Source organism: Marinobacter sp. MIT932201 (genome assembly GCF_047123295.1).
In the GTDB taxonomy this organism is placed as follows: Bacteria; Pseudomonadota; Gammaproteobacteria; order Pseudomonadales; family Oleiphilaceae; genus Marinobacter; species Marinobacter salsuginis.
Map to the genome: position 1 here is coordinate 548,937 of NZ_CP138917.1, position 25,251 is coordinate 574,187.

22 protein-coding genes and 1 pseudogene are annotated in these 25,251 nt (G+C 59.4%); 13 read left to right on the plus strand and 10 right to left on the minus strand.

All coding sequences use genetic code 11. The annotated features are described in order from the left end of the window. Nucleotides 1-55: 55 nt before the first annotated feature. Nucleotides 56-469, plus strand: coding sequence for a c-type cytochrome (locus tag SIC15_RS02490; protein WP_069184706.1), 414 nt, complete (start codon nucleotides 56-58; stop codon nucleotides 467-469). A 78-nt stretch (nucleotides 470-547) separates the two neighbouring features. Here the strand turns inward: SIC15_RS02490 and rep are convergent, their stop codons facing one another. Beyond that, nucleotides 548-2,566 (minus strand): DNA helicase Rep, encoded by a 2,019-nt coding sequence (gene rep / locus SIC15_RS02495; RefSeq protein WP_412537012.1) that lies wholly within the window; start codon nucleotides 2,564-2,566, stop codon nucleotides 548-550. 143 nt (nucleotides 2,567-2,709) lie between these two features. On the opposite strand from rep, the gene SIC15_RS02500 reads away from it, so the two are divergent. The 4 genes from SIC15_RS02500 to rmf all read left to right on the plus strand — a co-directional run bounded on the left by SIC15_RS02500 (nucleotide 2,710) and on the right by rmf (nucleotide 8,792). Next, the gene (locus SIC15_RS02500; RefSeq protein ID WP_069184708.1) at nucleotides 2,710-4,446 is read left to right on the plus strand and encodes a putative bifunctional diguanylate cyclase/phosphodiesterase; all 1,737 of its coding nucleotides are present in this window, start codon (nucleotides 2,710-2,712) and stop codon (nucleotides 4,444-4,446) included. A gap of 49 nt (nucleotides 4,447-4,495) precedes the next feature. Then, on the plus strand, nucleotides 4,496-6,835 hold the full coding sequence (locus SIC15_RS02505) for a Tex family protein (RefSeq protein ID WP_412537013.1): 2,340 nt from the start codon (nucleotides 4,496-4,498) through the stop codon (nucleotides 6,833-6,835). A gap of 66 nt (nucleotides 6,836-6,901) precedes the next feature. Further along, a complete protein-coding gene (gshA, locus tag SIC15_RS02510; RefSeq protein ID WP_412537014.1) occupies nucleotides 6,902-8,455 on the plus strand; it encodes a glutamate--cysteine ligase in 1,554 nt (517 codons plus the stop codon). A gap of 121 nt (nucleotides 8,456-8,576) precedes the next feature. Beyond that, nucleotides 8,577-8,792, plus strand: coding sequence for a ribosome modulation factor (gene rmf / locus SIC15_RS02515; RefSeq protein ID WP_069184711.1), 216 nt, complete (start codon nucleotides 8,577-8,579; stop codon nucleotides 8,790-8,792). A 20-nt stretch (nucleotides 8,793-8,812) separates the two neighbouring features. On the opposite strand, the gene fliL is transcribed toward rmf, so the two are convergent. After that, the gene (fliL, locus tag SIC15_RS02520; RefSeq protein ID WP_412537015.1) at nucleotides 8,813-9,262 is read right to left on the minus strand and encodes a flagellar basal body-associated protein FliL; all 450 of its coding nucleotides are present in this window, start codon (nucleotides 9,260-9,262) and stop codon (nucleotides 8,813-8,815) included. A gap of 93 nt (nucleotides 9,263-9,355) precedes the next feature. Here fliL and SIC15_RS02525 point away from each other — a divergent pair, with 93 nt between their 5' ends. The 3 genes from SIC15_RS02525 (at nucleotide 9,356) to ltrA (ending at nucleotide 12,245) form a co-directional block, all read left to right on the plus strand. Next, the gene (locus SIC15_RS02525; RefSeq protein ID WP_412537016.1) at nucleotides 9,356-9,862 is read left to right on the plus strand and encodes a disulfide bond formation protein B; all 507 of its coding nucleotides are present in this window, start codon (nucleotides 9,356-9,358) and stop codon (nucleotides 9,860-9,862) included. 100 nt (nucleotides 9,863-9,962) lie between these two features. Next, complete coding sequence (locus SIC15_RS02530; RefSeq protein ID WP_069184714.1) at nucleotides 9,963-10,442, plus strand: Rsd/AlgQ family anti-sigma factor; 480 nt, start codon at nucleotides 9,963-9,965, stop codon at nucleotides 10,440-10,442. 435 nt (nucleotides 10,443-10,877) lie between these two features. Then, nucleotides 10,878-12,245 carry a group II intron reverse transcriptase/maturase gene (gene ltrA, locus SIC15_RS02535; RefSeq protein WP_053115127.1) on the plus strand — a complete coding sequence of 456 codons (1,368 nt, stop codon included), beginning with the start codon at nucleotides 10,878-10,880 and terminating at the stop codon, nucleotides 12,243-12,245. A 130-nt stretch (nucleotides 12,246-12,375) separates the two neighbouring features. On the opposite strand, the gene SIC15_RS02540 is transcribed toward ltrA, so the two are convergent. The 3 genes from SIC15_RS02540 to SIC15_RS02550 form a co-directional block, all read right to left on the minus strand. Beyond that, nucleotides 12,376-13,092 (minus strand): FKBP-type peptidyl-prolyl cis-trans isomerase, encoded by a 717-nt coding sequence (locus tag SIC15_RS02540; RefSeq protein ID WP_153634841.1) that lies wholly within the window; start codon nucleotides 13,090-13,092, stop codon nucleotides 12,376-12,378. Between the two features lie 124 nt (nucleotides 13,093-13,216). Further along, the gene (locus SIC15_RS02545) at nucleotides 13,217-13,603 is read right to left on the minus strand and encodes a DUF4124 domain-containing protein (RefSeq protein WP_069184716.1); all 387 of its coding nucleotides are present in this window, start codon (nucleotides 13,601-13,603) and stop codon (nucleotides 13,217-13,219) included. After that, entirely contained in the window at nucleotides 13,600-14,157 is a 558-nt protein-coding gene (locus tag SIC15_RS02550; protein ID WP_153634842.1) for a TIGR02444 family protein, read from the minus strand. The genes SIC15_RS02545 and SIC15_RS02550 overlap by 4 nt, the downstream gene beginning before the upstream one ends. 46 nt (nucleotides 14,158-14,203) lie before the next feature. Here SIC15_RS02550 and SIC15_RS02555 point away from each other — a divergent pair, with 46 nt between their 5' ends. After that, the gene (locus SIC15_RS02555) at nucleotides 14,204-16,156 is read left to right on the plus strand and encodes an ATP-binding cassette domain-containing protein (RefSeq protein WP_412537017.1); all 1,953 of its coding nucleotides are present in this window, start codon (nucleotides 14,204-14,206) and stop codon (nucleotides 16,154-16,156) included. Between the two features lie 6 nt (nucleotides 16,157-16,162). Here the strand turns inward: SIC15_RS02555 and ppx are convergent, their stop codons facing one another. Next, nucleotides 16,163-17,689 (minus strand): exopolyphosphatase, encoded by a 1,527-nt coding sequence (gene ppx / locus SIC15_RS02560; RefSeq protein WP_305965686.1) that lies wholly within the window; start codon nucleotides 17,687-17,689, stop codon nucleotides 16,163-16,165. A gap of 291 nt (nucleotides 17,690-17,980) precedes the next feature. Between ppx and trxA the strand changes: the two genes are divergently transcribed. Continuing rightward, the gene (trxA, locus tag SIC15_RS02565; protein ID WP_008169901.1) at nucleotides 17,981-18,307 is read left to right on the plus strand and encodes a thioredoxin TrxA; all 327 of its coding nucleotides are present in this window, start codon (nucleotides 17,981-17,983) and stop codon (nucleotides 18,305-18,307) included. Between the two features lie 65 nt (nucleotides 18,308-18,372). On the opposite strand, the gene SIC15_RS02570 is transcribed toward trxA, so the two are convergent. The 4 genes and pseudogenes from SIC15_RS02570 to moaB form a co-directional block, all read right to left on the minus strand. After that, the gene (locus tag SIC15_RS02570) at nucleotides 18,373-18,819 is read right to left on the minus strand and encodes a molybdenum cofactor biosynthesis protein MoaE (RefSeq protein WP_412537018.1); all 447 of its coding nucleotides are present in this window, start codon (nucleotides 18,817-18,819) and stop codon (nucleotides 18,373-18,375) included. A 1-nt stretch (nucleotide 18,820) separates the two neighbouring features. Next, a pseudogene (locus SIC15_RS02575) lies at nucleotides 18,821-19,082 on the minus strand (MoaD/ThiS family protein). Nucleotides 19,083-19,084: 2 nt separating this feature from the next. After that, nucleotides 19,085-20,299: a gephyrin-like molybdotransferase Glp gene (glp, locus tag SIC15_RS02580; RefSeq protein WP_412537019.1), complete on the minus strand. Its 1,215-nt coding sequence runs from the start codon at nucleotides 20,297-20,299 to the stop codon at nucleotides 19,085-19,087. 34 nt (nucleotides 20,300-20,333) lie between these two features. Next, a complete protein-coding gene (moaB, locus tag SIC15_RS02585) occupies nucleotides 20,334-20,906 on the minus strand; it encodes a molybdenum cofactor biosynthesis protein B (protein WP_136630849.1) in 573 nt (190 codons plus the stop codon). Between the two features lie 363 nt (nucleotides 20,907-21,269). On the opposite strand from moaB, the gene rho reads away from it, so the two are divergent. From rho to SIC15_RS02600, 3 genes are all read left to right on the plus strand, one after another. After that, a complete protein-coding gene (gene rho / locus SIC15_RS02590) occupies nucleotides 21,270-22,532 on the plus strand; it encodes a transcription termination factor Rho (protein WP_069184724.1) in 1,263 nt (420 codons plus the stop codon). Between the two features lie 224 nt (nucleotides 22,533-22,756). Continuing rightward, entirely contained in the window at nucleotides 22,757-24,244 is a 1,488-nt protein-coding gene (gene ubiD / locus SIC15_RS02595; RefSeq protein WP_412537020.1) for a 4-hydroxy-3-polyprenylbenzoate decarboxylase, read from the plus strand. A 1-nt stretch (nucleotide 24,245) separates the two neighbouring features. After that, a complete protein-coding gene (locus SIC15_RS02600; RefSeq protein WP_412537021.1) occupies nucleotides 24,246-25,250 on the plus strand; it encodes a 2Fe-2S iron-sulfur cluster-binding protein in 1,005 nt (334 codons plus the stop codon). Nucleotide 25,251 lies beyond the last annotated feature (1 nt).

Genomic DNA, 25,251 nt, shown 5'->3' on the forward strand with positions numbered 1-25,251 from the left:
GCTATAATGCGGCGACCGAAGATTATAACGCTCAAATGCGAGGTGCATTGTGAAGATGAAGAGAGTCCTGGCTGCTGTATTGGTCGTTGCAGGCCTGACAGCTAGCGCCGTAATGGCAAGCGTCGAAGATGAAATCCGCGCACGTATCAGCCCGGTCGGTGAAGTATGTCTGCAGGGTGAAGAATGTGGCGAGGCTGCGGCGGCCACCGAAACTGCCAGCTCTGGCCCTCGCTCCGGCAGCGAAGTGTATGATGCTGTGTGCATGGCCTGCCACACTACCGGCGCCGCTGGTGCACCTGTGATCGGTGATGCCGATGCCTGGGCTCCCCGTATCGACAAGGGTTTGGAAACCCTGGTGAGTCACGCAATCAATGGTTTTAATGCCATGCCGGCGAAAGGCGGCTGTGCCAGCTGCCCAGACGAAGAAATTCAGGCAGCCGTTGAACACCTTGTCGAGCAAAGCCAGTAAGCACCGCGGTTTTGTTTGTTGAAAAAGCCCCGTAAAGGGGCTTTTTTGCATCTGGGTATCCGGGCATCTGGATAGAAACTAGAGGCCCAGGTCACCCAACAGGGCGCTGAGGGTCGCCTTACCTTTTTTCTGGTTCGCCTCCGCATCCAGGTCACCCATGCCTTCCCACTTCAGATCTTCTTCGGGCAGTTCATCCAGGAATCGGCTCGGGATGGTTTCCAGCTTTTCGCCATACTGCTTCCGGGTCGCCGCATAGGTCAGCGTCAATGTCTCCCGGGCGCGGGTAATGCCCACGTACATCAGTCGCCGCTCCTCCTCGATGTTGCCTTCCTCGATGCTGCTGCGGTGCGGCAGGATTTCTTCTTCAAGCCCCATGATGAAGACGTGCGGGAACTCCAGGCCCTTGGAGGCGTGCAGGGTAAGCAGCTGGACCTTGTCGCTGTCGTCCTCTTCCTCCCGCTGCTCCATCATGTCCCTCAGGATCAGTTTGGTAATGGCATCTTCGATACCCAGTTCGTCGGCGGTCCCCTTACCGTCATCAAGCATGCGCTGGATGGATTCCACCAGGTACCAGATGTTTTCCATCCGGCGCTCGGCCTGCTTGGGTGTCCCGGAATGCTGATGAAGCCACTCTTCGTATTCGATGTCCGTGAACAGCTGCTTGATGACGGGAACCGGGTTCTCGCTGTGCAGTCGCTCGCAGGTGGCATCCACCCAGTGGGCAAAGCGCCGGAGCCGATCCAGCCCCTTTTCCGTCACATGGGTTTCTGCCCCCATGTCGCCCAGAGCCTTGAACAGGCTCACGTTGCGTGAGCGGGCGTAGTGGCTAAGCTGTTCCAGGGTGCGCGGACCGATTTCCCGGCGCGGCACGTTGACCACTCGCAGGAACGCCGCATCGTCATCCGGGTTGATCAGCAGGCGCAGGTAAGACATGGCATCCTTGATTTCGTTTTTCGAGAAAAACGACTGGCCGCCTGAGATCCGATAGGGAATCTGGTAAGCCTGCAATTTCATTTCCAGCAGTCGAGCCTGGTGGTTGCCGCGGTACAGCACCGCAAAGTCCCGGAAATCGAGGCCTTTCTTGAGCTTCTGGTCGAGAATTTCCGTGGCGACCCGGTCGGTTTCCGCGTCCTCGTTGCGGCACCGGACAATCCGGATTTCCTCGCCGATGGTGTGATCACTCCACAGTGCTTTCTCGAACACGTGGGGGTTGTTGGCGATCACCGTGTTGGCACTGCGCAGGATCCGTGCCGTTGAACGATAGTTCTGCTCCAGCTTGACGATTTTCAGGCTCGGAAAGTCTTCTTTGAGCTGGGCCAGGTTCTCCGGCCGGGCGCCGCGCCAGGCGTAGATTGACTGGTCGTCGTCGCCGACCACCGTAAACGCGGCCCGCTCGGCTACGAGGAGTTTGACCAGTTCGTACTGGCAGACGTTCGTGTCCTGGTATTCATCCACCAACATGTAGCGGATTTTCCGGCGCCACTTGGCCAGCACGTCCGGGTGTGAGCGGAACAGCATTACCGGCAGCAGGATAAGGTCGTCGAAGTCCACTGCGTTGTAGGCTTTCAGGTATTCGTTGTATTTCTTGTAGATTATGGCGATACGCTGTTCCCGCTCATCGGTAGCCTTGCTAAGGGCCTCTGCCGGGCCGCGCATGGCATTCTTCCAGGACGAGATGGTCATCTGGATGTCGTTGAGCTCGTCGCCGGCCTCGGCACTGGCCTCCCGGAGCATCAGATCCTGTAACAGGGCTTTGGCATCTTCGGCGTCGAAGATGGAAAAGCCGGGGTGGTAGCCGAGGTGCGTGTGCTCCTCCCGGATCATGTTGAGGCCAAGATTGTGAAAAGTGGATACAATCAGACCCCGGGTCAGCTTTCGGTCAACGATCCGGCCAACCCGCTCCTTCATTTCCCGGGCGGCCTTGTTGGTGAAGGTGACTGCGGCAATATGACGCCCCGGAATTCCGAGCTGCTCGATCAGGTAGGCGATCTTGCGGGTGATCACGCTGGTCTTGCCGCTGCCTGCGCCGGCCAGCACCAGCATGGGGCCGTCGGCATAGCGCACTGCTTCGCTTTGTCTCGGGTTGAGCTTGTTCACAAATACATGGCCAGAATGGAACGAAATGGGGATAACGGACGTGGGCTTATTCTACACCAGTCAGAGTTCCTGTACCTTGGGGATCTATAGACTATGATTAATAGAATGGACTCGGTTGTTCACGCATAAATGGATCCTGCTTGATGACATTGCCACTGGAAACCATGAGGCCCGGACAGTTGCGCCTGTTGGTTCTGACACCAGATTATTCTGATTTTCTCTGGCTGAATGCTCTTCTGGCGGGCGACGTCGAAATCAGTGCGGACGCAACCTGGTGCCCGGATCTGGTGGATTGCGATGATCTGATCCGCAACGCCAGTTTTGATGTTATCGTCTGGGATTGCGTGTTCCACAGTGGGTCTGAGGCCTCCTTCCTGCAGTACCTGGCGGTCGCCAGCAATGAAAAGCCCGTACTTGCCCTGAGTGCCGAACCTCCCGGGGAGCGGGCGCCCGAATTGCTTGCTGCCGGCGCCGCTGACTACCTTTGCCGCCAGAATCTGGACCACTGGAATTTCCGTCGGGCCCTGAAATGCCTCTGGTACCGCGATCAGTTATCCGAATCTGCCCACGGACAACTGGGCCGTGAGGTGGCCACCGGTTTCATCAATCGGGATCTGTTCTTCGATCGCCTTCAGCAGGCCTTGCTGCGGGCCGAGCGGGCAGGCCATCGGCTGGCTTTGCTGCACCTCAACATTGATGACTTCCGCAGCATCAACGAATCGTTTGGCTATCAAAAAAGTGACCAGTTGATGATGAAGCTGGCAGAACGGCTTCGTCATTCGCTGCGGCGCGTGGATTCGCTGATGCGAATCGGCGGCGACGAGCTCGCCATCATTGTCGAGAAGGTTGAGGACTCCCTGGATATCACCCAGATCATCCGCAAGGTGGTTAACGCCCTTGACGAGCCGGTCACCATAGACGGCCAGACGGTCGTGGTCAGTGCCAGCCTTGGCGTGGCAACCTACCCGGAAGCCGGCGACACCGCCGAGAACCTGTTGCGTCGGGCCAATCGTGCCATGTTCGAAGCCAAGCGTGACCCTGGCACCAGCTACCGCTTCTACGACCGCCAACTGCACATTTCCGCCGGTTACCAGCTCCGCCTGGAAGCAGATCTTCGCAATGCTTTACGAGGCAAGGAGCTGGAGCTGTACTACCAGCCGAGGATTGACCTGGCCACAGAGGAAGTCCGGGGTGTGGAATGCCTGCTGCGCTGGAATCATCCGGAGCGGGGGCTTGTAGGGCCGGACGAATTCATCCCGGTGGCCGAGCGCAGTGGGCTGATCGTGCCCATCGGTTACTGGGTGATCGAACAGGCCTGCAAGCGTTTGCAGGAGTCGGCCGAGATGGGCTTCCCGGGCCTGGTGTTCGCCGTCAATCTGTCGTTCCGGCAGTTCCACGACCGCAAGATGACCGAGACCATTTTCCGCATCATCTTCAATGCCAATGTGGATACCAGCCTTCTGGAACTGGAGCTGACGGAGAGCGCCATGATGCACGATCCGGAATACGCCCAGCGCTGCCTGCGGGAGCTTAATCAGCTGGGTATCAGTTTTGCCCTTGACGACTTTGGAACCGGCTTTTCGTCCCTGAGCAATCTTCAGCACTTGCCGATTTCCCTGGTGAAAATCGACAAGTCGTTTGTACAGGAGCTGGGTAACTCGGCAGACGCCGAACACATCATTCGGGCCATCATCAGTCTGGCCCACAGTCTGCAGATCAGCGTGGTGGCCGAGGGAGTGGAAACCGAAGGCCAGTTGGAGTTCCTGCGCCAGCAGCATTGCGATGAAATCCAGGGCTATTACTACGCCCGGCCCATGCCCTGGGCCGATCTTGTGCAATTCCTGAACAAGCGGGGCCAGGCCGCTTGCCTGCAGCAGTAAGCCGCTGTACCTTTGCTGGTTTATTGGCAAAGCATCAGACAGAGGTTGCATGAACAGTATCTCCAGGCGCATCGCCGAGGAACTCGGTGTCCGCGAGCAGCAGGTTAATGCCACCGTCGAACTGCTCGACGAGGGCGCGACCGTTCCGTTTATCGCCCGCTACCGGAAAGAGATCACAGGCTCACTGGATGACAGCCAGCTGAGGAACCTGGAAGAACGTCTGCGCTATCTGCGGGAACTGGAAGACCGTCGTGCCACCATCCTCAAAAGCATTGAGGAGCAGGGCAAACTGACCGACGAACTCAAGGCCACCATCCAGGAGGCCGACACCAAGAACCGTTTGGAAGATCTTTACCTGCCCTACAAGCCCAAGCGCCGGACCAAGGCCCAGATCGCCCGGGAGGCGGGTCTGGAACCGCTGGCTGATGCGCTCTACGACGATCCGACTCTGGATCCTGAAACGACGGCCCAGGGCTACCTGAATAAAGAAGCCGGTGTGGAAGACACCAAGGCCGCTCTGGATGGCGCGCGCTATATACTCATGGAGCGCTTTGCCGAGGATGCCGAGCTGTTGGGCAGCCTGCGGGACTTTATCTGGCAGGAAGGCCAGCTGAAAGTGACCGTGGTGGAAGGCAAGGAGAACGAGGGCGCCAAGTTCCGGGATTACTTCGATCATGTCGAGCCCCTGAAAAAGGTTCCGTCCCACCGGGCCCTGGCCATCCTTCGGGGCCGGAACGAAGGCGTTCTCGGCTACACCATCGTGGTCGGCGATACCGATGACGACCGCCGCGCACCCCATCCGGCCGAGCAGCGTATTGCCGCACGCTGGAACATTCGTGACAACGGTCGCGCCGCCGATAAATGGCTTTCGGAAGTCGTTCGCTGGACCTGGCGGGTGAAGCTATCCACCCAGATTGAAACCGATCTCATGGCGCAGGTGCGGGAGGCCGCCGAAACCGAAGCCATCAACGTCTTTGCTGCTAACCTCAAGGATCTTCTGCTGCTGGCGCCGGCCGGCCCCCGACCCACCCTGGGCCTGGACCCCGGGTTGCGTACCGGGGTGAAGGTGGCTGTTATTGATGGCACCGGCCAGGTGGCCGGCCACGGCGCCATTTTCCCCCACGCACCACAGAACCAGTGGGACCGTTCCATTGAGCAACTGGCGGCCTGGTGTCGGGAGTACAAGATCGAGCTGGTGGCCATTGGCAACGGCACTGCCTCCCGGGAGACCGAGAAGCTGGTCGCCGATCTCAGCAAGCGTTATCCCGAATTGAAGCTGGCACGGATAGTGGTCAGTGAGTCTGGCGCGTCGGTTTACTCTGCGTCCGAGTTCGCCTCTAAAGAACTGCCTGATCTGGATGTCACCATCCGTGGCGCGGTATCCATTGCCCGGCGGTTGCAGGATCCGCTGGCAGAGCTGGTAAAAATCGAGCCGAAATCCATCGGGGTAGGGCAGTACCAGCACGATGTCTCCCAGGTGCAGCTGTCCCGCAGCCTGGATGCGGTAGTGGAAGACTGTGTGAACGGCGTGGGCGTGGACCTGAATACCGCCTCAGCGCCATTGCTTGCACGAGTTTCGGGCCTGAACCAGACCATCGCCCAGAACATCATCGAGTTCCGCAATCAGAACGGCATGTTCCGCAACCGGAAACAGCTGCTGAAGGTCACCCGGCTGGGCGACCGCACGTTCGAGCAGGCGGCGGGCTTTCTGCGTATTGCCGGCGGCGAGAATCCCCTGGACCGGTCGTCGGTTCACCCCGAAGCCTATGGCGTGGTCGAGGCCATCGCGAAGAAGAATGGCCGCAAGGTGGACGATATTATCGGCGATTCTGCCTTCCTGCGTGGTCTGAATCCCCAGGATTACGTAACAGAACAGTTCGGTTTGCCGACTATCAAGGACATTATCTCGGAACTGGAGAAGCCGGGGCGGGATCCTCGGCCTGAATTCCGCTTTGCCAGCTTCGAGGAAGGGGTTGAGACCCTGGGTGATCTAAAGCCGGGTATGGTGCTGGAAGGCTCGGTGACCAACGTTACCAATTTTGGCGCGTTCGTGGACATTGGCGTGCACCAGGACGGACTCGTGCATATCTCCGCGCTGTCACACACGTTTGTCAAAGATCCCCGCGAAGTGGTCAAGGCCGGGGATATCGTCAAGGTCAAGGTGATGGATGTGGATATCCCGCGCAAACGAATTGCCCTGACCATGCGCATGGATGACCAGCCCGGCGAGAAGAACGAGGGCAAGCCGATGGCCGCCAATCGCTCCGGGGCCAGCCGTAAAGGCGGTAATCGGAACACCAGCAACGGTGGTTCCGGTCAGAAATCCCCGCAGGGCGCCATGGCTGGCGCGCTGGCCCAGGCGCTTGCCTCGGCGCGCAAGGACAGCTGACGGGTTTACAATCTTTTCATCGGCCGGTTGTTCAGAAGAGCAAGCCGGCCGCAGCAGGAGTCGACCATGGCTGAATCCCGCCATTCCGTATTTCGTCAGTTCGCTGCCAGCGACTGGGATGGTTTTCTCAAGGGTGTCGAAAAAGAAGGGCTGCGGGTGGATCGCAATGGCTTCATCGCCCAGACCCCGCATCCCGAAGCCCTGGGTTCGGCACTGACCCACCCGAGAATTACCACCGATTATTCAGAGGCCTTGCTGGAGCTGATCACGCCTGTGTTCAACAGCACCGGGGGTATGCTGAAGTCGCTGCGTGACATCCACACCTTCGTGCAGCAGAACCTCGGTGATGAGGTCTTCTGGGCAGCGAGCATGCCCTGTGAACTGGTTGGCGATCCGAGCATCCCCATCGCCGAATACGGCAGTTCCAACATTGGCCAGCTCAAGCACGTTTACCGGCAGGGGCTGGCGGTAAGGTATGGGCGGATGATGCAGAGCATCGCCGGCGCCCACTACAACCTGTCGCTACCCGATAGTTTCTGGCAAAAGTGGCAGGAATTGCTGGGCAACGAACAAAGCTTGAAAGACTTCAAGTCAGACCAGTATTTCTGGCTCATCCGCAACTTCCGCCGCCGTAGCTGGCTGCTGATGTTGCTGTTCGGAGCCTCGCCAGCGCTGGATGCCAGCTTTGTTGCCGGCGTAAACCATGATCTCTCGCGATTTGACCAACGCACCTGGTACGGTGAGCACGCCACCTCCTTGCGGATGGGCGATCTGGGCTACCACAACAATGCCCAGGCCTCCCTGAATATCTGTTTCAATGAGCTGAGCACCTATACCCAGACTCTGGACCGTGCTATCCACACCACCTGGCCGGCCTATGAAGCCATCGGCACCCGCCGGGGCGACCAGTTCATCCAGATCAATACCAGCGTCCTGCAGATCGAAAACGAGTATTACAGCGCCGTGCGCCCCAAACGCACCACGCAGCGGGAAGAAAAACCCATCCAGGCTCTGGAAGCCCGGGGTGTGGAATACATCGAGGTACGGTGTCTGGACCTTGATCCTTTCTCACCGGTGGGCGTGAACGAGGCCCAGATCGATTTCCTCGATCTGTTCCTCCTTGATTGCCTGCTGTCAGACTCGCCCCGTATCGGCGATGAAGAGTGCGAGCGTCTTGATGACAATTACAAGGATGTGGTGGCCAGCGGACGTTACCGGGAATTGAAGCTTTGCCGAGGTGGATCACGTACCCCGGTGGCAGAGGCCGCTAACGACATTCTGGCACAACTGGAACCGCTGGCCGAGTTGCTGGATAGCTGGCGGGGGGATGATACCTACCGTCGCGCCCTGGCTGCCCAGCGCGAGACCTTAAGCGGTGAATGGACGGTACCCTCTGCCCGGGTGCTGGACGCCATGCGCTCCTCAGGCCTGGGCCACCGGGAGTGGGGCATGGAAATGGCCCAGCAGCATCAGCAAACCCTCCGGCAGGAAGGCCTGGACGACAGTGTGCGCCAGGCCTTTGAGGCCATGACGGCGGAGTCCCTGGCCGAACAGGCGCAGATGGAGCGTGCCGATACCCTGCCGTTCAGCGAGTTTCTGGAACAGTACCTGAGTTCCTGAGCAGTTAGCTGGTGCGCCGTCTCACAAGTCTGCGGACCTGACGCACAGAAACCGAACAAAGATTTGTCTCCTCCCGATCCGGCTGTTAATTTTTGTAACATCAGGATCGGGAGAAGCAGCTATGGCAAGGGATATCAAACTCGGCTGGGATGTGGAAGCGCTCAACAAGGCGTACCGTCAGGGCTACATGGCTGCGACCATGGGCATGGATAAAGCCCGCTGCCCCTATCGGGGTGAGGTTGTCATCGCCGCCTGGGAAGCCGGCTGGGACGATGCCGATCAGGTGGCCCGGGATGACCGGGACCAGGCAGACGATCTGTTTTCACGGATCGCCTGATTCACTGGCCGGGCCCGGCCTTACTTCTGCACCACGAATTCTGTAAACAGCACACCGGCTATGCTCTCGCCGGTTTGTTGTTCCTCCAGCACCGCATTGATTCTCTGTTTGGCTTCTTCACGCAACGCTTCCTGCCCTTCCATAGATGTAAGACGATCCGTATTGGTTTGTTCACCAAACAGCATGACCAGTTCGTGTCTCAACCGTGGCATATGCGCTTCCAGCGCGGGCCGGGTGCTGGTACTCCGGGCCCTCAGTGTAACCGCAGCTTTCAGGTAGGTTGGCTTGCTACCGGGAGTGCCCACATGGGTCACGAACGGTGGATCCATGCTGATGTAATCGGTAACGCCGCTTTCCTCTTCAGCCACTTCCTCTTCGGTATTTTCCTCATCCTGGGAAACGGCGGGTAAGGGCATCATGACAAACAACAGAAACAGAAGTGTCAGAACGGATTTTGGCTGGCGAGTCATAGGCTTGAAGTTGATCGTGGTTTAGGGTTAAGTGACGAGAATAACAGGCCCTGTGGCCGCTTGCAGTTTCAATTCACGATTCGAGGTGTTCTTTTGACCAGCAGATGGGTGTTCGGGCTTGTTTTCCTTGTTTGTGCCGTGCTTCTGGGTGTGGCGTTCTATATGGAGCACGTGATGGGCCTGGAGCCCTGCCCGCTTTGCTGGCTGCAGCGCTTTGGCTTCATGGGTGCCGGCCTGGTGAGTTTCCTGGCGTTGCTCCAGGGGCCCACCGGGTTCGGTGTTCGCATTTACGGCTTTCTTCTGGTGCTGACTTCCGGAGCCGGGCTGGGTATCGCAGGGCGGCAATTGTGGCTGCAGAGTCTTCCGGCGGACCAGGTGCCTGCGTGTGGCCCTTCTGTTGACTACATGCTTGATGTCCTGCCCTGGTTTGAAGTCCTGTCTACCGCTCTCCGGGGTACCGGGGACTGTGCCGAGGTGGTTTGGCGCTTCCTGGGGTTGAGCATCCCCGGCTGGACGGCGGTGTTTTTCTCACTGCTGGTCATCACTGGTCTGGTGTTGATGTTTCGCCGGCAAAAAGCCCGGGAATGGATTCGGAGCTGAAACGGTTGCGGGCGACCGCAGCCATGGGGTAACTTGATCCAAACCTAATAAAAATCAAAACCGACACAGAAGTACCGAAGACAAGTGGAGAACAGGCGTCATGTTGGAAAATTGCAGAAATGCCAGGGAGCGCTGGGGTGGCGTCAGCGAACTGATTGATCGCTGGCTCAAGGAACGTCAGGAGCTGTTGGTGCATTACTGCGACCTGTCCGGGGAGAATGACTTCTCGCAGACAGAAGCGCTGAAAGAAAAGTTCGTGCGCCTGTGTGAAGTGTTGGTGGATTATGTCTCCACCGGCCACTTCGAAATTTATGAGCAGCTGGTCCGCGAAGCCCGGGAATTCAACGATGGTGGCCTTGAACTGGCTGCCAAAGTTTACCCCCGGATTGAGCAGACCACCGAGGTGGCCCTCAACTTCAACGATCGTCTGGATGGCCGGGACTTGTCGGAAGAAGATGTCAAAGAGTTGTTTGGCGAGCTGTCGAAGCTGGGTGAAACCCTGGAGACCCGGTTCGAGATGGAGGATTTCCTGATCGAGCACCTTCACAATGCCCATGCCGGCAAAGTGGCCTCTGCCTGAGAAATCTCGGAATCTAAAAAAGCCCCAGCCGGTCATGCCGGTCTGGGGCTTTTTTGGTGCGCCCGGCATGGGCGCACTCCTGGAGGTGCAAGTCCTCCCGTGAGCTGGCCACAGCGAACGAAGTGAAGCGCAACTGCGGAAGGGTGACCGACCGTGGGGAGGAAGCGTGGAGCGTAAACCGTGAGCCGATGAACAAGAATCGGATATGAGGCACTGCCAAGCAGGGCGAGCGGGCCAAAAGCCGCGAAGCTCTTGTGGCCAAGGCGAAGTGGTGTAAATCCGGCGGTTGTGCGGCGAAGGAGTGTGTTCTTACCCGGGGAGATCTCGCCTCATGCCTGAAAGGGCGACGTGGCAACACGGAGCGAGAAGTCAGCAGAGGCCATAGTAACCGCTAACACAGGGCGAAGGGCCGAACGAGAAGGAGCGTCAAACGCCTTGTCGATGAGCACTGTACGGCATCAGATGCCCGCGCCAGCGGGGCGGATCGCGCAACGGACAGGTGAAGCCTTGCCGAAGGCGATGAGCGATGAAGCAGGACTCCCGCGACAAGAACCGGAAGGCGCAGGGCGAAGCCTGCTTGAGCAGGCGTTCGCACGAGAGAATATGCAGCGGGCATGGAAGCGCGTGAAGGCCAACAAGGGAGCGGCAGGTGTGGACGGGTTGGACATTGCCCAAACCGCGGAACACCTGCGATGGGCGTGGCCTGAGCTTCGCCAGCACCTGCTGAGCGGCGCCTACCAACCACAGCCCGTCCGTCGGGTAGGCATCCCGAAGCCGGACGGCAGTGAGCGGGAACTGGGCATCCCCACCGTCACTGATCGTCTGATTCAACAGGCACTGTTGCAAGTGCTGCAACCTCTGATTGATCCCACCTTCAGCGAGCACAGCTACGGCTTCCGCCCGGGCCGTCGGGCCCACGACGCCGTGTTGGCTGCGCAGCGTTACGCCCAACAGGGCCGCCATATCGTGGTGGACGTCGACCTGTCGAAGTTCTTCGACCGGGTCAACCACGACATCCTGATCGACCGCCTGAAGAAACGCATAAACGACCCCGGCGTTATCCGGCTGGTTCGTGCGTACCTGAACGCGGGCATCATGGACGGTGGTGTGGTCATGGATCGGCACGAGGGCACGCCGCAAGGCGGGCCATTGTCGCCGTTGTTGGCCAACGTTCTGCTGGACGAGGTGGATAAAGTGCTGGAACGCCGGGGGCACTGCTTCGCCCGTTACGCCGATGACTGCAACGTCTACGTTCGCAGCCACAAGGCGGGAGAACGGGTCATGCAGTTACTCCGCCGCTGTTATGGAAAGTTGCGTCTGGTGATTAACGAAGCCAAGAGCGCGGTGACCAGCGTGTTCGGGCGCAAGTTCCTCGGCTATGCCCTGTGGCAAGGGAGGAACGCTGAGGTTCGACGCGCGGTATCCACCAGGGCGTTACAGGCGTTCAAGCTCCGGATCCGGCAACTGACCCGGGGATCAGGGGGTCGCAGTATTGAACAGGTGGTAGAGCAACTCCGCCGATACCTGCTCGGCTGGAAAGGGTACTTCAGGCTGGCGCAAACGCCACGCATCTGGCGATCACTGGATGAGTGGATACGTCGTCGTCTGAGAATGCTCCACCTCCGGCAGTGGCGGCGGGGTAAGACGATCTACCGGGAGCTGGTCCGGTTGGGTGCCAGTTCCTGGGTGGCTGAATCTGTGGCGGCTCTGAGTCGCCGCTGGTGGCACAACAGTCGCTCTGCCATCCACAATGTCCTGACGATTGCCTACTTCGACCGGTTGGGAGTGCCGAGACTCTCGTGAACCCTCAACGTCTCGAACCGCCCGGTGCGGACCCGCATGCCGGGTGGTGTGGGAGGGGTGGAGCCTCATGGCTCCCCCCTATCCCGATTGGCAGGGCCAGAACTGACCGCTGCCTGTCCGGAACTTAGACTTAGTCTCCTGAGCCCGGGTTGATCTCCAGCAGCTCGACATCGAACACCAGGGTTTCGTTGGGACCGATCGCCCGGTTGCCGCCCGGACCGTAAGCCAGATCTGATGGAATGTAGAGCTTGTAGCGGGCACCCTCGTTCATCAGCTGAAGACCCTCGGTCCAGCCGGGAATGACCTGGTTCAGGGCGAAGGTAACTGGCTCACCACGCTCGCGGGAGCTGTCAAACACTTCGCCAGACAACAGTTCGCCGGTGTAGTGCACCTGAACCGTATCGGTCGCTGCGGGCTTTTCGCCGTCACCCTGTTCAAGGATCTCGTACTGGAGGCCGGACTCGGTGGTTTCTACGCCATCACGCTCGGCATTTTCTGCCAGGAAGGCCTCACCCGCTTCAAGATTCTTCTGGGCCAGTTCTTCCATCTGCTTGCCCTGTTCTTCCTGCAGCTGCTGCTGATAGGTCATCAGAGCCTGCTGGATTTCCTCGCGGCTCATACGCTTGGCTTCCTCGTCGCCGGCGTGGCCATGCTGGATGCCCTGAAGGAACTGGTCCATCTGCAGGTTCGGCAGGTCGTTGCCCATGCGCTCACCCAGAACCAGGCCCATGCCATAGCTAACCTTCTGGTCCGTTGAATCCAGTTTCGGTTGTTCCGGGGCTTCGGGCGGTGTGGAACAGCCGGCAACAAGGCCGGTCACTGCCAGTGCAAGGAGTGTTTTCTTCATTGCATTATCCTTTAACGTCGGTGCTCGGGGTGTGGCCCCGCGATGTGTTTATCAGAACGCAGAAGGTAACGGGTTCCGGCGCCAGATGCCACTGAACATGTGTTAAGAAACCGTACGCGTCAGCTCAGCTGCCGTTGGTTCCGGCGGCGGATGGTCCCAGAGAGAAAGGGGCGCTATAGGGGGATCGCCAGTCTGTTTCCGGCTCCGGGGATTGGAGGCGCGGGAAAGCCTTGTCGCGCCGCTCAATGGCGAGGGTGTTCCAGCGGCCCTGCTCCGGCGGCTGGTCAGCATAGTGCCAGTTGCCATCGGTGTCCTGCCATTTGAACACGATCTCGGGGCCCTCGGTGGGAATCGGTGAGGGTACCAGACCCTCGAAAGCAGGAATTTCCGGTTGTTCCTCTTCGGCCACTGGTTCGGAGACCTGCTCTGGATCGTTCAGGCCGAAGAAAATCAGCAATAACAGTAATCCGAGAGCCGGAAACGAGAGCCGTATTAGCCATTTCATGATCATGGCTGGTGGTCTCCCTTGGGGAAGTGGGCCAGGGTGTCGGCCAGTGTATTCAGCAGGAGCCTGGCACTGTCATCAACCGGTGATGTCGGTGCCGCCGCAACGAGATTGGATATGATCAGCGTGTCGCGTCCCTGCATGTCATTGTGTTCCGGGTTGTTGGTCATTAGCGTTCGCCAGCTCAAGGCCAGTTCGATCTGTTCGGCTTCAAGCTCCAGGCTGGCGATGCCGGTTCGGAGCTTCTGACAATTGTCGGCGTCTCGGGGCAGTGACTTCCTCGCCCTGCGCAGCGCACCGGTTACACGGTCGCGCCACTCTGTTACCGTAGCGTCCTCGACCCCGGTGAAGGCCCTTTCAGAGAGAGCCAGCCAGGCCGCACTGAGAATGCGCGTTACGCTCCAGCCCTGATCCTGAAGCGCCAGGCAGCTGGTCTGAACGTCCGGGTATTTCCAGAACGCCAATGCAAAACGCCAGAGCGGGTTCTCCGGTTCCAGGTCTTCCGGCAACTCAAGCGGCGATGTCGAAAAATCCGGGATGGTAGCCGAGCCGACCGACATAGGCGCTGTGCCTTCCCTGAACACTATACGTTGATAAAATGAAAACATGTTAACGATAACCGATCTCAGTTTACAACGGGGTGGCGTCTGGTTGCTAGAATCCGTCGACCTTACCGTGCAGCCCGGACAGCGTGTCGCGATCGTCGGTGCCAATGGTGCCGGCAAGTCCAGTCTTTTTCAGCTCTTGCTGGGCCAGTTGGCCCCGGAGCAGGGAACAGTCTCACTGCCCGGTGGTTGCCGCATTGCCCACATGGCACAGGAAGTCGAGGCAACCGACCGGAGTGCCCGGGATTTTGTCCTGGATGGCGATCTGGATCTGCGCCGCCTGGAAGCCGAGCTTGCCAGGGCGGAAACGGCGGGGGATGACCATGCCATTGCCCGCATACACGGAGAGCTAGATGTGCACGAAGCCTGGTCTGCAGCACGCCGGGCGGAGGCGTTGCTGCGTGGGCTGGGCTTTTCGGACGAGGACGCCGACCGACCGGTGTCGGCGTTTTCCGGTGGCTGGCGGATCCGGTTGAATCTGGCCCAGGCCCTGATGAGACCGTCCGATCTATTGCTGCTGGATGAGCCCACCAACCACCTGGATCTTGATGCCTGCCTGTGGCTGGAGAACTGGCTGCGTCGCTACCCCGGCACCTTGCTGTTCATCTCTCACGACCGTGATTTCATGGATCGGGTTGCCACCCATGTGGTGCATTTCGATCAGCGCAAGCTGGAGTTGTATACGGGTAATTACTCAGCCTTTGAAGGCCAGCGCAGTGAACGTCTTGCCCAGCAGCAGGCCGGTTTCGAACGCCAACAGGCCAGAATTGCCGAAATCCAGCGTTTCATAGACCGGTTCAAGGCCAAGGCTACCAAGGCCCGCCAGGCCCAGAGCCGGGTCAAGGCGCTGGAGCGGATGGAGCGCATCGCCCCAGCTCATATTGATTCGCCCTTCAGCTTCGAGTTTCCAGTGGCGGAAAAGGTCTCCAACCCGCTGTTGTCGATACGCAATGGCAAGGCCGGCCACGGTAATACCCCGGTCCTCGATGGTATCAATCTGACCTTGTTGCCCGGCAGCCGGATTGGCCTGCTGGGTCCCAATGGCGCCGGCAAATCCACGTTGATGGATGCGCTTCGGGGTGAGGGTACCTTGTTATCCGGGGATCGCACCTGTGGCGAACATCTGGCCATTGGTTACTTTGCCCAGCATCAGCTGGAGTCGCTGGATCTTGATGCCAGCCCTTTCCTGCACCTGCAGCGGCTGTCGCCAAAGGCGTCAGAGCAGAGTATCCGGAACTTTCTCGGCGGTTTCGATTTCCATGGCGATGAGGCCCTGAGTGCCATCCGCTCGTTCTCCGGCGGTGAAAAGGCCAGGGTGGCGCTTGCCGTGATTGCCTGGCAGAAACCGAACCTCCTCCTGCTCGACGAGCCGACCAACCACCTGGATCTGGAAATGCGCCAGGCCCTGACCATGGCGCTGCAGAACTTTGAAGGCGCCATTGTGGTGGTTTCACACGATCGCCATCTGCTGAGAAACACGGTGGACGAGTTCTGGCTGGTCAATGATGGCCGGGTGACGGAATACCAGGGCGATCTGGAAGACTATGAGCGTTGGCTGGCGGACCGCCGGAAAGACGACACCGAAGCACCGAAACGAATACCTGCCGGGCAGCAGACTGCCGAAGAGTCCTCCGAGGCAGTGGGGGCAGTAGGAGAGAGCGCCGAGGATCGAAAGGCCCGCAAGCGGGCAGAGGCGGCCCTGCGCCAGAAACTGAGTCCCTATCGCAAGAAGCAGGGTGCGCTGGAAAAGGAAATGGAGCAGCTTCAGCAAACGCTGTCGGCTCTGGAGGAGCAACTGTCTGATCCGGGTCTGTATGACGACGGCGGCAAGGCGCGCCTGAAAGAACTGCTGGGCGAGCAGGCCGCTGCAACCGCGCGCCTGGAAGAGGTGGAGGCCCAGTGGCTTGAAGTCAGTGAAGAGGTGGAATCCCTGGAGGCGGAGCTGGCTGGCTGAATGCCGTCAGCCGCCGTTCAGCTCCAGGACAAAATCCTGTTTGGCGAGGTAGTCTCGCTCGTTCTCCAGGTCGGCCAGGGTCAGTGGCCTGTCGTCGAGCCAGCCTTCTGGAAACTCCAGCACCAGCTTGTCCTTGTGGGCAGTCAGGGTAAAGGCCGGAGGTAGTTCCATATTGCGCGGGTGTTGGATCAGAACGGCCAGACGGACCAATACGCACAGGTAGCGCAGCCTTGCGATGTCTTCCGGGTCCAGGCCTTCGAAGATAGCCGAAGCGAACTTGCGTCGGTGGCCACGCACCAGGGTGGCCAGGTCCCGCTGGAACTGTTGGGTGAAGCCGGGCAGGTCCGAGTAGCGCAACAGGTAGGCGCCGTGCTTGTGATACTGGCTGTGGGAGATGGTCAACCCGATTTCGTGCAGGCGGCAGGCCCAGCGCAGGACCTCTTCATCGGCCGCCGTGTTCAGGCCCCAGGCGTCGGCCACCTGCTGCCAGGCGGCGACGGCGGTTTCCTCAACGGCGGCACCGTGTTCCTGGTCCACATGGTAACGCTCCTGTAGCGCGGATATGGTCCGCTCCCGTACGTCCTCATGCTGGATGCGCCCGACAATGTCGTAGAGCAGGCCTTCCCGCAGTGCTCCGTCGGCGAACGCCATATCCCGGATGCCAAGAGACTGGAATGCCCCCATCAGTATGGCAAATCCCGCCGGGAAAATGCTCTGGCGGTCCGAGCGTACACCCAGGTCTCCCAGTTTTTCCGTCTTACCCATATCCACCAGCCGCTTGCGAAGCTCCTGCATGGCCGCGAGCGTAATGGTGCCGTCAGTGATTTTCAGGGTCGCCAGGACGCTGGCAATGGCCTTGATCGAACCGGACGAGCCCACCGCGCTCTGCCAGCCCACCGAACGGTAGTGCTGTCGGATGTTGAGCAGCTCCTGTTCGGCATGGGTCACGGCCTTGTCCATCTGCCGCTTGGTGATCTTTCCGTCCGGGAAGTACCGGTTGCGGAATGACACGCAGCCCATGTGCAGGCTTTCAAGCTCCTGGGGTTCGAACCGTTGCCCGATGATGAATTCGGTGCTGCCACCGCCAATGTCGATCACCAGTCGGCGGCCGATATCGTCAGACAGTGTGTGGGAAACGCCCAGGTAAATCAGGCGTGCTTCTTCGCGACCGGCAATGATCTCCACCGGATAACCCAGGACCTCTTCAGCCCGGGTCATGAACTGATGGGCGTTTCGGGCAACGCGGAGCGCGTTGGTACCCACAATCTGTACCGCCTCCGGTGGCATGCCCTTGAGCCGCTGTGCGAAGCGTCCGAGGCACGCCAGGGCTCGCTCCTGAGCCTCTTCCGTGAGCCGATTGTATTGATCCAGCCCGGCCCCGAGTTGAACCTTTTCACCCATCTTTTCGAGGGTCCGGATTTCCCCATGCACTAGTCGGGCAACCACCATGTGGAAGCTGTTCGAGCCCATGTCGATGGCTGCCAGTACCTCGGGTGAGGCGGCAGCGTTTTCGGCGGTGGATGCGGCCGTCACGTGGTCGGAATCCTTTTAAGGTGAACGTGCGAGGTACTATAAGCGAAATCCCTCAGGGCTGTCAGTAACCGGAAAACCGCGTATTTGACCAGGGTCAGGCGCGGATCGTTTCTTACCGCTTCACATCCGGCTGATCAATCGCGTAAAGTATGTCTTACCGTGATTTGGGTGAAAGGCTGCTTGCAACACCGGGCGGCCTTCAACGACAGTCAACAGCACCTGTGCCCCGGTATGGTTATCCCGGAAGAAAATACCGTTGTGCAGCAGTAGTGCATGAATCAGGAAAAGGTAATGAGCGGAAATATCGTAAATGTAACCGACGCTTCTTTTGAGCAGGATGTACTGCAGTCAGACGTTCCCGTACTGGTGGACTACTGGGCTGAGTGGTGCGGTCCCTGCAAGATGATTGCGCCGGTGCTTGAAGAGATTGCCGACGAATACGACGGCAAACTGAAAGTCTGCAAGCTCAACATTGACGAAAACGAGCAGACCCCGCCGAAGTTCAACATCCGTGGTATCCCTACTCTGATGCTGTTCAAGAACGGCAATGTGGACGCCACCAAAGTCGGCGCCCTTTCCAAGTCCCAGCTGGCGGCTTTCCTGGACAGCAATCTCTGATTGCCGTCGGGTCACCAGAAAAACCGCCTCTGAGCCAAGGCTCACGGGCGGTTTTTTTATGGCACTTACTCCCAGTCCCGGGATCGCGCCAAATCCGAGTCTTTCTGTTCCACCCAGTGTTCTCCGCCTGAAGTAATCTCTTTTTTCCAGAACGGCGCCGATGTTTTCAGGGCGTCCATGATGAACTGGCAGGCTGCGAACGCGTCTCCGCGGTGAGCGCTGCACACACCGACAAAGACAATCTGGTCGCACAATGCCAGCCGCCCCACCCGGTGGATCACGCGGGCCTTGCGCACGTCCCAGCGTTTCGAGGCGTCATCGATAAGCCCCTGAATGACCTGTTCGGTCATGCCGGGGTAGTGCTCAAGATAGAGACCCGTGACGCCCTCCAGGTCACCGCTGTCGCGAACCAGGCCGGTAAACGTGGCAATGGCACCGGTGCCGGCACCGCTGTCACGGAGGGCGGCGTATTCGGCGGCTACATCAAAATCCTCAGACTGGACCGAAATCATCTCAACCTCCGGTTACCGGCGGGAAGAAGGCCAGTTCATCACCCGGTTTGACCTCAGAGCCCGGCTTCGCCATGGCCTGGTTGATCGCAATCATCACCGGCTGGTCGCCCTGTAACTGGCTCCAGGCCCCGCCCTGATTCGCCAGCTCGGCCAGCACATCGCCGGCCGTCAGGCCCGGTTTGGCTTCGATGGCCAACTGTTCGGTTTTCAGTTCCTCGCGCAGGCGGGCAAAAAAAACGCACCGTAATCGTGTTATCACTCATGCTCAGCTCAACAGTTCCGCAAACGAATAGTAGGTTAGCAGGTCGCCGGGGTTCACCGTGGTGTTTTCGGGCACTACGGCCAGACCATCTGCCCAGCAGGTAGAGCTCAGGATACCGGAGCTCTGATTGGGGAAGGCGGCGACCACAGGCTCCGATCCCCGGATTTCCTTTCGGGCCCGGACAAACTCCCGGCGCACCGATGGCGACGAGACGGAAAAGTCTGCCGGTATCCGCTCGCCCGAGAGAGGTTTGGGGCTGCGGCCCTGGCGTTTCCGTATGTAGGGCATGCCCACCATCAGGAAAGTGACCAGCACAGATCCGGGATTGCCAGGCAACCCCAGTACGGGCGTGCCGCCGATCGCACCAAACGCCACGGGTTTACCGGGCTTGATCGCCATTTTCCAGAGTGACAGGCCGCCGGATTCCTCCAGCACCGCGCGCACATGGTCTTCTTCACCAACGGACACGCCCCCACTGGTGATGATCAGATCGGCCGACTCCGCCGCACGCAGCAGCGTTTCCCGGGTCGCCTCGCGTTTGTCTTTGAGGGTCTCGCACAACACCACCTCGCAGCCGGCCTCGGCAAGTAGTCCCATCAGGGTGAAGCGGTTACTGTTGTAGATCTGTCCCGGCCCGAGGGGCGTTCCGGGGTCTACAAGCTCGTCGCCGGTGGACAGAATGGCGACTCTCAGCCGCGCCAGAACATCGACCCGGGCAACGCCCATGGAGGCCAGCAGACCCATCTCATTGGGGCGCACCTTTGTACCTTTTGCCAGCGCAAGGTCGCCCCGTGCCAGATCCTGGCCCCGGCGACGTATATTCTGGCCCTCTTCCACCTCCGCCTGCACAACGATGCCGGCGTCAGTCACCTGGACCCGTTCCTGCATCACCACCGAGTCTGCCCCTTCGGGAATCTCCGAACCGGTGAAAATTCGGGCGGCGGTGCCGGGCGCAAGGGCGTTTGGCGCCGCACCAGCCGGAATCCGTGCCGATACGGGTACGGGTTGGTCGCCACTCAGGTCCTGCTTCCGCAGGGCGTAGCCGTCCACGGCACTGTTGTCCGCCGGCGGAACGTCCGCTGGAACATAGTGGTTTTCTGCAAGTACCCGGCCCAGGGCGTCGGCCAGGGCGACGGTTTCAGTTTGCGCAACCACCGGCGCTTTCGACAACAGGTGTTCCAGGGCATCTTCCAGGGGCGTGAGGTTTGGGTTGGCCATCAAATCTGAGCTCCGGTCGGTATGTCTTCTCGCCTCAGCGCTTGGCGCGCTGTCCAATCACTTCGTTGAGTCGCTCCGTGGGCTTCTCGGGTTTGCGCAACACGAGCCCGGAAAAATTGCACGGTGTGTGACGGCTGTCCAGTTGACTGAGAAGAATGCCTTCCCAGCCGGTGCGGCAGGCACCGGTCGAGCCGGGTAGGCAGAAAATCACCGTATGGTTAGCCATTCCCGCCATCGCCCGCGATTGCACGGTAGAAGATCCGATCTCGGCGGCAGAAAGGCGACGGAATTCCTCGCCAAAGCCTTCTACGGTTTTGTCCAGCAATGGCCTGACGGCTTCCGGCGTACTGTCCCGTTCAAGCAGGCCGGTGCCACCGGTAATGATCACCACATGCACCTGGGAATCGGCGATCCAGTTCGATATCAATGCCCGCACCAGATACACATCGTCAGGCAGGATCCGGCGGGCCACCAGGTTGTGGCCGGTCTCGACCACGCTGTCCTCCAGAAACTGCCCGGAGGTGTCCTGTTCAGGCCCACGAGTATCGGACACGGTCAGCAGGGCAATGTTAAGGGGTTTCATCTCGGTGCTGGGTACACTGCTCATGGAAGGGCTCCAGATTCATTGAAAAGTGGTTATACGCCAGTATCGCCATCACAGCCTTTCAATGGAAGGGAGTAACCAATCAGGGGGAGGTGCCAAAGGCCTGTTGTGGCCGGTTTGGCGTGAAATTGCCGTTAATTTGTGCAGTGCACTTGACATTCGCCAGTCAGGTGGCCGATGATCGCTCTTGCCCGGCGAACGGTTGTTCCCACTCTCTGGCTAAAGTACCTTATTCCGGACTCCATCTACACCGGTTGCTCCAACTGGCCAGCACCAAGTTCAGCGTTTTACTACGATCAATACGTTCAGGGGCACCCCTGTCATTCCAATATTCGTTTACTTCCATTCCTGAAAATCCAACAAACTATGAATCTTACTGAACTCAAGCAGAAATCCGTGCCCGAATTGCTCGATATTGCGCAAGAGATGGGCCTCGATAACCTGGCTCGTTCGCGCAAACAGGATGTGATCTTCACCATTCTGAAGAAGCACGCAAAAAGCGGCGAAGACATCTACGGCGACGGCGTACTGGAAATTCTGCAGGACGGCTTCGGCTTCCTCCGTTCCGCCGATGCCTCCTACCTGGCAGGACCTGACGACATCTACGTGTCTCCCAGCCAGATCCGCCGTTTCAACCTGCGCACAGGCGATACGGTTGCCGGCAAGATTCGCCCGCCCAAAGACGGCGAGCGCTATTTTGCCTTGCTGAAGGTCAGCGAGATCAATTTCGACAAGCCGGACAACGCCCGCAGCAAGATTCTCTTCGAGAACCTCACGCCGCTGTTTCCGGACGAGCGCCTGAAGCTCGAGGCCGGTAATGGCAGCACCGAGGACCTCTCCTCCCGAGTACTGGATCTGGTGGCGCCGATCGGTAAAGGCCAGCGCGGCCTAATCGTGTCTCCGCCCAAGGCCGGTAAGACGCTGCTGATGCAGAGCATCGCCCAGTCCATCACACGCAACAACCCCGAGTGCCACGTGATGGTGCTGCTGATTGATGAGCGGCCCGAGGAAGTGACCGAGATGCAGCGCACCGTGCGCGGCGAAGTCATCGCCTCCACCTTCGACGAGCCGCCCGCCCGTCACGTTCAGGTGGCCGAAATGGTGATTGAGAAAGCCAAGCGTCTGGTCGAGCACAAGAAAGACGTGGTTATCCTGCTGGATTCCATCACCCGCCTGGCTCGTGCCTACAACACGGTAATCCCGTCATCTGGCAAGGTCCTGACCGGTGGTGTTGACGCCCACGCCCTGGAAAAGCCCAAGCGCTTCTTCGGTGCCGCGCGTAACGTGGAAGAGGGCGGAAGCCTGACTATTCTCGCCACGGCGCTTGTCAACACCGGCTCCAAGATGGACGAGGTGATCTACGAGGAGTTCAAGGGCACCGGCAACATGGAGATCCACCTGGATCGCAAGATTGCCGAGAAGCGGACTTATCCGGCCATCAACATCCGCAGCTCCGGCACGCGTCGCGAGGATCTGCTGATGAGCGAGGCGGATATCCAGCGGGTCTGGATCCTGCGCAAGCTCCTGCACTCCATGGACGACGATACCGCGGCCATCGAGTTCCTGCTGGACAAGCTCAAGGACACCAAGACCAACGACGAGTTCTTCCAGTCCATGAAGCGTCGTTGATGTCTTCCCAGTCAGAGCGCCTTGTGAATAACTGGTGATCTGCTGAACGAGGTGGGGACCTGCTTTCCCAGACTGTGTCTTGCCATGGATGGCAAGACCAAGCCCCCAGGGATGGGTTCACGGCGTGTCTGGGAAAGCAGGTCCCCACCTTGTTCTAACTCCGAAAAAAGCAGTCCAGCGAACAAAGACCTCCGTAGTACTGGCATATCTGAACGGAGTACCCGATGAAATACAACGACCTGCGAGACTTCATCGACCAGTTGGAAAAGCTGGGCGAGCTGAAACGGATCAGCGTTGAGGTCGACCCCCACCTGGAAATGACCGAGATCTGCGACCGCACCCTGCGAGCAGGTGGTCCTGCGTTGTTGTTTGAGAATCCCAAGGGCTATGACATGCCGGTGCTGGCCAACCTGTTCGGAACACCGAAACGGGTGGCGCTGGGCATGGGGCAGGATAACGTCACAGCGCTTCGGGATATCGGGAAGCTGCTGGCGTTTCTCAAGGAACCGGATCCTCCCAAGGGTTTCCGCGATGCCATCGAGAAGTTGCCGCTGTTCCGGCAGGTGATGCGCATGAGTCCGAAGGTGCTCCGGTCTGCGCCCTGTCAGGACGTGGTGATCGAGAAAGACCAGGTGGACCTGTACCAGATTCCGGTTCAGCACTGCTGGCCCGGCGATGCCGGCCCCCTGGTAACCTGGCCACTGGTGATTACCCGTGGGCCCCATAAAGAACGCCAGAATCTTGGCATCTATCGGCAGCAGGTCATCGGCCGCAACCGTCTGATCATGCGCTGGCTGAGCCATCGCGGCGGTGCGCTGGATTTCCAGGAATTCCAGAAGGCCAATCCGGGGCAGCCCTATCCGGTGGCGGTGGCTCTCGGCGCCGATCCCGCGACGATCCTCGGGGCCGTAACGCCCGTACCCGATACCTTGTCGGAGTACGCGTTTGCCGGGCTGCTGCGAGGCAGTCGGACCGAGCTGGTGAAGGCAGGTCTGAGTGATCTGCAGGTGCCGGCGAGCGCGGAGATTGTGCTGGAAGGCTTTATCTATCCTGACGACATGGCGCCGGAAGGGCCGTTTGGCGATCACACCGGTTATTACAACGAAGTGGATCATTTCCCGGTGTTTACCGTGGAACGGATCACCCATCGCAGGGACCCGATCTATCACAGTACCTACACCGGTCGCCCGCCGGATGAGCCGGCAATTCTCGGGGTGGCTCTGAACGAGGTGTTTATTCCGATTCTGCAGAAGCAGTTCCCGGAAATCGTGGATTTTTACCTGCCACCGGAAGGCTGTTCCTATCGCCTTGCAGTGGTGACCATGAAGAAACAGTACCCCGGCCATGCCAAACGGGTGATGATGGGCGTATGGTCATTCCTGCGGCAGTTCATGTACACCAAGTTTGTGATTGTCACGGATGACGATGTGGATGCCCGTAACTGGGAAGACGTGATATGGGCGATTACCACCCGGATGGATCCCACCCGTGATACCACCCTGGTGGACAACACGCCCATCGATTATCTGGATTTTGCCTCGCCGGTCTCCGGCCTGGGTTCCAAGATGGGGATGGATGCCACCAACAAGTGGCCCGGTGAGACAACCCGTGAATGGGGTGAGCCCATCACCATGACGGATGACGTCAAAAAGCGCGTCGATGAGTTGTGGGATACCCTGGGCATTGAAAGTCCGGCATCCCGCCCCGACTGATATGGGCAGTGAACACAGGGCAGTGCGGATTTTGCCCTCTGGTATCGCTTTCACAGCAGCACCGGAGGCAGATTTGCTCAGCGCTGCCGCGCAGGCTGGCATTGCAGTGCCGGCGGCCTGCCGCAATGGGGTATGTGAAATCTGCGAGGCCCGATTGCTGGCTGGCAGCGTACTGAATACCCGAAACCAACAGATTATAGAGGTCGGCGAGCGCTTGATGATGTGCCGAAGCGTCGCGCTCACGGACCTGGAACTGGAGATATCCGCCGTTATGGCAGCTGGAAACAATCAGCCTGGCAAGTTTCAGGCAAAGGTCGTGGACGTACGTTCCATCAGTCACGATGTCTATCGCGTTGAGCTGCAGCTCCCGCGGCGTCGGGAACTGTCGTTTCACGCCGGGCAGTATCTGTCGGTCAATCTACCGGATGCCGACCCCTGCTACTTTTCCATCGCCAGCAGCCCATCGGCCCAGAACATCGAATTGCACATTCAGGCGACCCCGGAGTGGGTGTCGGCACAGAAAGTCATTGATGCCCTGACGTCGGGCGGTGAAGTGACGGTGGAACTCCCCCACGGCAAGGCATGCCTGGCTTCGGCGCCAACGAAACCTTTGCTGCTGGTGGCCGCGGGTACCGGTTTTGCCCAGATGAAAAGCCTGGTGGATTACCTGCGGGGAACGTCCTACGATCAGCCGGTCAAGCTCTACTGGGGAGTGCGCCGGCACGAGGATATGTACCTTCGCGCCCTGGCACAGCAGTGGCAGGAGGAGTGGCCCCGTTTCACGTTCCTGCCGGTGGTAGGGGACGATGAAGACAACGATTGGGCAGGCCATCACGACCAGCTGGTTCGGGCTGTTCTGGCTTCCGGAATGGACTGGAACAATGTCGAAGTCCATGCCAGCGGTTCGCCCACCATGGTGTACACACTGATGGATGCGCTGGTGGATGCGGGTCTGCCTGAAGAGGCGTTCTTCTCTGACGTGCTGGAATACGCGCCAAGGACCTGAA